Source organism: Roseovarius sp. D0-M9 (genome assembly GCF_037083805.1).
In the GTDB taxonomy this organism is placed as follows: domain Bacteria; phylum Pseudomonadota; class Alphaproteobacteria; order Rhodobacterales; family Rhodobacteraceae; genus Roseovarius.
On sequence record NZ_JBAPKZ010000078.1, the window covers coordinates 1 to 6406 of the forward strand.

The 6406-nt window shown below is 57.0% G+C and carries 6 protein-coding genes and 3 pseudogenes; 7 read left to right on the forward strand and 2 right to left on the reverse strand.

All coding sequences use genetic code 11. The features are described from left to right. Window positions 1–219: 219 nt before the first annotated feature. Together V8352_RS21045 and V8352_RS21050 are read left to right on the forward strand one after the other, a co-directional pair. Complete coding sequence (locus V8352_RS21045) at window positions 220–957, forward strand: IS110 family transposase (protein WP_336426222.1); 738 nt, start codon at window positions 220–222, stop codon at window positions 955–957. Further along, window positions 957–1004 (forward strand): annotated as a pseudogene (locus V8352_RS21050) (hypothetical protein); the annotation flags it as partial. The gene V8352_RS21045 and the pseudogene V8352_RS21050, both read left to right, overlap by 1 nt. A gap of 35 nt (window positions 1005–1039) precedes the next feature. Here the strand turns inward: V8352_RS21050 and V8352_RS21055 are convergent. Next, entirely contained in the window at window positions 1040–1249 is a 210-nt protein-coding gene (locus V8352_RS21055; RefSeq protein ID WP_336426223.1) for a hypothetical protein, read from the reverse strand. 925 nt (window positions 1250–2174) lie between these two features. On the opposite strand from V8352_RS21055, the gene V8352_RS21060 reads away from it, so the two are divergent. The 5 genes and pseudogenes from V8352_RS21060 to V8352_RS21080 all read left to right on the forward strand — a co-directional run bounded on the left by V8352_RS21060 (window position 2175) and on the right by V8352_RS21080 (window position 5884). Then, window positions 2175–3332: an acyltransferase family protein gene (locus tag V8352_RS21060; RefSeq protein WP_336426224.1), complete on the forward strand. Its 1158-nt coding sequence runs from the start codon at window positions 2175–2177 to the stop codon at window positions 3330–3332. A gap of 106 nt (window positions 3333–3438) precedes the next feature. After that, a pseudogene (locus V8352_RS21065) lies at window positions 3439–4014 on the forward strand (IS481 family transposase); the annotation flags it as partial. A 56-nt stretch (window positions 4015–4070) separates the two neighbouring features. Then, window positions 4071–4259: pseudogene (locus tag V8352_RS21070) on the forward strand (transposase); the annotation flags it as partial. Between the two features lie 238 nt (window positions 4260–4497). Further along, complete coding sequence (locus V8352_RS21075) at window positions 4498–4908, forward strand: terminase gpA endonuclease subunit (RefSeq protein ID WP_336426227.1); 411 nt, start codon at window positions 4498–4500, stop codon at window positions 4906–4908. A 232-nt stretch (window positions 4909–5140) separates the two neighbouring features. Continuing rightward, entirely contained in the window at window positions 5141–5884 is a 744-nt protein-coding gene (locus tag V8352_RS21080) for a hypothetical protein (protein WP_336426225.1), read from the forward strand. A 50-nt stretch (window positions 5885–5934) separates the two neighbouring features. On the opposite strand, the gene V8352_RS21085 is transcribed toward V8352_RS21080, so the two are convergent. Beyond that, window positions 5935–6406: glycosyltransferase family 4 protein (locus V8352_RS21085; RefSeq protein ID WP_336426226.1), on the reverse strand; the 472-nt coding region annotated here is incomplete at its 5' end.

Genomic DNA, 6406 nt, shown 5'->3' on the forward strand with positions numbered 1-6406 from the left:
GGACGGCCTGCTACCCGGACGCCGACGTCGGGTGCGCGAGACAAACCCAAACCCCAGGAAACTGCCCCCCTGAGCACAAGTCCGCAGCTTCATGAATTATCCGGGTTAGCGTAATCGCCATCTCCCTTCGCACCAATGTGGTGCAACATGGGTTGCTGCTTCGGCAGTCGAAGCAACCTAATCATGGAGAATAGCATGAGTGTATTTGCAGCGTTGGACGTGTCGCAGGAAGAGACGGCGATTTGCGTCGTGGATCAGAACGGCGGGATTCTGGCTGAAGCTAAAGTGCCTACATGCCCGGACGCAATTGCCCACTGGCTTGCAGAACGGACCGATTGTCTTGAACGGGTTGGCATGGAAACCGGCCCGTTGGCCGTCTGGCTCTGGAATGCGCTAACGGCACTCAAGGTACCCCTCGTTTGCCTCGACGCGCGCCATGCAGGCGGCGTGCTGAAGGTGATGCCGAACAAGACAGACCGCCATGATGCCCGCGGCCTCGCCCAGATCGTGCGCACCGGCTGGTTCAAAGCCGTGCAGATCAAAAGCCACGATGCCTATGTCAACCGGGCGATGCTGACGGCGCGTGAGGCCCTGGTCGGCATGCGCGTCAAGCTGGAGAACGAGATCAGGGGCCTGTTGAAGACCTTCGGCGTGAAGTTCGGCAAGCGGGTTGGCGGGTTCAAGCGCCGAGCCGAGGAAATCATCCGAGGCGAGTTGGCGGTCTCCCCGGAACTCGTCCCGATTTTCGAAGCTCTGATGCAGGCCAGACGCGACATCCTTGTCCGCATCGCCGCGCTCGACAGCCGGATCCGGGCAATTGCCAAGCGGCATGCCACCGTCCGCTTGCTGATGACAGCGCCCGGAGTGGGGCCGATTACAGCCATGGCGGCGGTGCGACCTTCGATGACGCGTCTCGCTTTCGGCGCTCGTCCAGCGCGGGTGCCTATCTCGGGCTAACGCCAAGGCGCTACGAATCCGGCGAGATCAGCCGCAACGGCCGGGTCTCCAAGCGTGGGGATAGGTTCACGAGGAAATGTCTCTACGAGGCGGCCAACGCGATCTTCTGTCGGAATCTTGGCGATACAGGGCTGCGCAGCTGGGCCAAGGCGATTGCCGAACGGACAGGCCCAAGAAAGGCGAAGGTCGCACTGGCGAGAAAGCTGGCCGTCACGCTGCACGCCATGTGGCGCACGAACACGCCGTTCCAGGAAGAGGCCGTGGCATGAGGCAGACCTGAAACGACGCTCATACTCAGCGAAACGGAATGCGTCCAGCCGGGACGCGCGGCGAGGGTGAGATCGTTCCCACGGCTGCGGCGAAGACCGCGCACACCACTTCGATCCACCCAACCCTGAACGCAAACATGCGGCGTCCCTTGCGATGACCGCGGAGAGAACCAAAGAGCCCGGCGCGCAAAATGAACCGCAGAGAAATCAGCTCTTGACCGTGGCGATTAGAGAACCCCGTGAGACACTATCCTGTGGACTGGATCTCCGGAAACAGCTCGAGTTGCGTCGTCATCGTTTTGCGCGGCATTGGCCGACCTCCGAATCGTGGCTTCAGAGTCCAATGCTGCGCCAGCGCGTGATGGGGAGGCGGATTTATCGAATGAGCTACGGCCAGCTTCGCGGACCAGCTCCACAAGCGCCGTCAGGGTATCCAGACCAACATGTGCCGTATCTACACCGCGACAGCCGGCACATGCGGCCCGATCAAACATCCAGACGGGGACTTCCTGAGACCGGTCCGACCGACCGCCAGTGAGATTGCATCGAAACACCGCCACACCAGGCTTGTCGATCACCTCATGGACATAAACCGATCGGCCAAACCAAGGGTACCATCGATAAAGAACCTCGCGCCGGTCGATAACGTGGGTGTTCTGGCGTTCAGTTGTACAATGCCGTCAGACTGCATAGCGCTCTGGGATACCGGTCGCCAGCGCCAGAAAGCATCGTGCCGATAGACTAGAGGCTGACCATGTGCTACCTTTTACATCGGACCATTCGATGGGAGACCACAATTTCTGCTGTTCCACGTTAATTTTTTGAACAAATCCAGCGTATTTTGAAACGATTGCTTGATGAATGCATTGCGCTGTAGCATGTATTGAATACAACTAATTATGAATAATTTTATTCGTCAGTATAGAGGTCGAGCGTGGCCATAGAGAGATGACCGCAACTGGTGATGTCAAAAACTGCCGGATGGCGGGGCCCGAATGCAATATTGATGCTGCGTTTTCATCCTATAAGGATACTCGGTTTTTCATCAACCTCAATGGCCTGCGTTTCATATGCATCACGATGGTGCTTTGGCATCATGCCATACCGATCGATAAGGGTTCATTTCAACTATTTGGCCGCGGCTTTATGGGCGTTGACTTTTTCTTTGTGCTATCGGGCTTCTTGATTACAACATTGCTGCTTCGAGAGGCTCGCGAACGGGGGCGGTACTCCCTGCGAGCCTTCTACATTCGCCGTGGATTGCGAATCTTACCTGTCTATTTTTTTGTCGTGACAGCAGTTGCGACCTACTACATCGGTATAAAAGGACAGGTTGAATACCTACAAATTTTACCCTATTACTACATCTTCTTCTCAAATTTCCTTACTGAACATATTCCGACGCTCACGATCACGTGGTCACTCTCAATAGAACAGCAATATTATTTGGTCTGGCCGGCGCTTTTGTTAGTATTGCCTCTAGCGGCACGAGTTCCTTTGCTACTTTTACTCATTTTTATTAACGTTGTTATATCGGCAGGATGGATTCTGATTGATCCAATTGCTGCTGGCCACCTGCTATTCCAGCTTCCAAATGCAACATACGCTCCGATACTTTTAGGATCTTTGCTTGCAATTCTTTTAGATCGGAAGCGTAGTTTTGTGTTGTTTTGGTGGCTCCTTGGCAGCCGATGGGCAGCCCTGATCCTCGCTGTTGCGCTCATCCTCGCTTTGCAATTAACGCCTTGGAATGTTTTAGGTTGGCCCAATCTACTGATTCACACAACGATGACTTTGATGCTTGCCGCCTTGGTCGTTCGCGAGCGCACAATGTTGACACCATTTCTTGCTGCGCGTCCCGTAGCGCGGGTTGGCGAAATCAGCTACGGCATTTACCTTTATCATCTAATTGGGTTGGATATTTGGATGCGTATCCTTGGCCCGGCCGGATTTGACGAAGGTTGGATGCGCCTGATTGGATACTCAGCGATTTCGATTCTCTTGGCAGAAATAAGCTTCCGCACACTTGAAGCATGGTTTCGTCGATACCGACCGGGCGGCCTACCGGCGACAACGAGCATACGCATGACTGAGAAACAGTCCTAAACGCGGTCGCTATTTGTTCCATCTCGGATGATCACATAGCCCCTCGTCGATCTGCGGTTTTCAAGGCACGATTTGTTTTGAACGAGGTGCGAGACGGGAGACCGGCATGCTGATCAAGCTTCATAGCCCGACCACGACCACACCGAAGATCAGGGCGGCCATCCATGCGGGCGATGAACCGGCCTGGATCGTTGCCGAGCGCCACGGGACCTCCGAGCAAACCGTGTGGAAGTGGCGCAAGCGGGACGGCGTTGAAGACCGCAGTCACACGCCGCATCGGTTGCAGATGACGTTGACGCCTGCGCAAGAGGCCGTGGCCGTTGCCGTTGGTCTGCGCACGACCCTGCTGGTTTCGCTCGATGACCTTTTGGCCGTGGTGCGCGAGTTCCTGAACCCGAATGTCTCGCGCTCGGGTCTGGACCGTTGTTTACGTCGGCACGGTGTCGGCAACCTGCGCGACATGAATGCCAAAGCCCCCAAGCCCAAACACAGCGCCTTCAAGGCTTACGAGCCCGGATACATCCACATCGACGTGAAGTATCTACCTCAGATGGCCGACGAGTCCTTGCGTCGGTATCTGTTTGTAGCGATCGACCGAGCGACGAGATGGGTCTTTATCCGCGTCTTCAATGCAAAAACGGCGGCCAATGCCCGGCGCTTCCTGCGTGACCTGGAGCGGGCCTAACCGCCAAGAGCGACAGAGCTGCTCGATTGCTCAAGGCGCACGGCTGTTAGTTTTTGTTCCTGCCTGCATACAGCCCAGACCTCAACCCTATCGAAATGGCCTTCTCCAAACTCAAGGCGCACCTCAGACGCATCGGTGCGAGAACATTCGATCAGCTCATCGCAGCAATCGGCGACGTCTGCGATCTCTTCACCCCCGTCGAGTGCTGGAACTTCTTCAAAGCCTCTGGATACACATCATGAATAAGTGGANAATCGGCGACGTCTGCGATCTCTTCACCCCCGTCGAGTGCTGGAACTTCTTCAAAGCCTCTGGATACACATCATGAATAAGTGGAAATGCTGTATCCTTAAGCCTCCTTGGTCAGGCCAAGGTGTCCGGTCTAAATGGGGGCCAGTTCACACTGAGGAAAATCAAACCGAGATATCCATCTGAAGTTCGCCGGGATACCGTGTTGTCAAGGGAAGCGGCGGGCCCGGCATCCCGGTCTGGCCGCGCCGCCCGACCCGCACGAACAAGGGCAAGATCCCGCTCTTCATCGTCGGCGTCGACGCGGTGAAGGATGCCGTCTACGCCCGGTTGCGCCTGGTCGAACCCGGCCCCGGCGCGATCCACTTCCCCCGCCGCCTCGACGCCGACTACTTCCGCCAGCTGACCGCCGAGCGCGTCGTCACCCGCTTCGAGCGGGGCCGCCCGATCCGCTCCTGGCAGCCCAAGCGCGACGGCGAGCGCAACGAGGCCCTCGACACCTTCGTCTACGCCCACGCCGCCCTGCACGGGCTCATCAGCATGGGCCTCAGGTTGAACGAGGAGGTGGAGGGGGTGGCGGGACATGTAGCATCGTCAGCACGCGAAGTGATAAAGGTGGTCCGATCCGCTTGGATGCAGTAGAATAGGGTCCGATACTGCTCTAGCCTCCCGCATGTCTTTCCGTCCAGATCGAAGATTCCTAGTTGGCTACATTAGAAAATGACCACCACGCCTACCAGCCGTTCCAAATCTGCTACAGCATCGATTTCGAAATGAGAAAGCTGATTCTGGAGAGGGCTGTGCGAACACGCTGGGTCAGACAATGCCTCTGATCCGAAGGTTCATTCAGCGAACCCTCCCTATTAGGCTTCAGATGGCATTATTTTCCATCAGGCGCTTAGCACGGATACCGTTCTTTCTGGCAAGCGACTTGCTCTTGAGACTGAAACACGGCCCGGAAACGCCGAGAAAATATCAGCTCCTGTTTGTTCGCCCACAGGATGTCTGCCTCAACCATATCGGATCTGTAGGGCTTTTGCTGCAGTCTCCGGATCGTTTCAGTGGGGCTGTTGACGGCGGAGACTGGGATTGCCTGGAGAGGCTCAACCCTCAGTGTCTGGAAATTCGTACCGTGCTGGAAAAGAGGATTCTCGAGGGCTTGTCCTGGGAAGATAGCGGCGAAATCGACAGGATGCTGTCTCTCGTGGATCGAGAAGGATCGTTCGACCACTGCAAGTCGCTTGAGGATGTTACGCAAAGAAATCGCAATCTCGACAAGATCATCGCATTTGTGCGCGGCACTGGTACGCTGCTTACCCGCCGGGAGATGTCTGCATTCGCCTTTCGGGAGATGGATGGGATTGCCACGGTTGTGGCGCGCGACGGGCGCCTGCTACTTGCTTATTCCGGGACTCATCGACTGGCAATCGTTCAGTCACTTGGCGCTCCCGTCATTCCTGTCGCCATAGCACTCGTCCATTCCGAGTGCCTGACCAACGGAACATGGCGGACGCTACTTGCGCGCTCGCACAGCCTCGAAAAGGAGCGTGAGGCACTCCTGGAAAGCGCGGCGAGGGTCGGTACCACTGAGGAACATCAGGCCAAGAGATCCATCTGAAGTTCGCCGAGATTTTGTTGCATAGCATGCTGATTATGAACCCGACGGGTTCAGGGTCGGCGGTCGTGGTGCGCTCCTTGAGCCGCATAGTGCGACGACCAGCTTGCGGCCACGCTGTCCCAGCCGAAAGTAGTCTGCGCCCGAGCCCTTGCCGCCGTCCCGATCCGGGTGGCTAGGTCCGGATCTCTTGCCAGACGGTTCATTGCCTCGGCCAGCCCGGTTACCACCGGCTCTTCACCGTCGGGGTCAATAAACAGCGCGCTTTCTTCATCGGCCAGCATAACAGGCCCGCCCCAGCGCAGCGTGAGCACCGGCAGGCCCAGCATCATCGCCTCCTGGATGACGATCCCGTTTGCTTCGGCCAAGGTGGGGAACACAAAGCCGCGGTACCGGCGCAACTCCGGCAGGTCGACATGCGCCAGCCAGCCGGGGAAGGCCACACGCTCTGCCACCCCCAGTGAGACAGCTAACTCTTGCAAGGGCTCACGCATATAACCATCGCCGAAGATCGTGACGCGAATG

Bases quoted from the DNA above. Each gene is read 5' to 3' on its own strand.
- V8352_RS21080 (WP_336426225.1), top strand. From the start codon at position 5,141: ATGGCATTATTTTCCATCAGGCGCTTAGCACGGATACCGTTCTTTCTG.
- V8352_RS21055 (WP_336426223.1), bottom strand. From the start codon at position 1,249: ATGAGCGTCGTTTCAGGTCTGCCTCATGCCACGGCCTCTTCCTGGAAC.
- V8352_RS21060 (WP_336426224.1), top strand. From the start codon at position 2,175: ATGACCGCAACTGGTGATGTCAAAAACTGCCGGATGGCGGGGCCCGAA.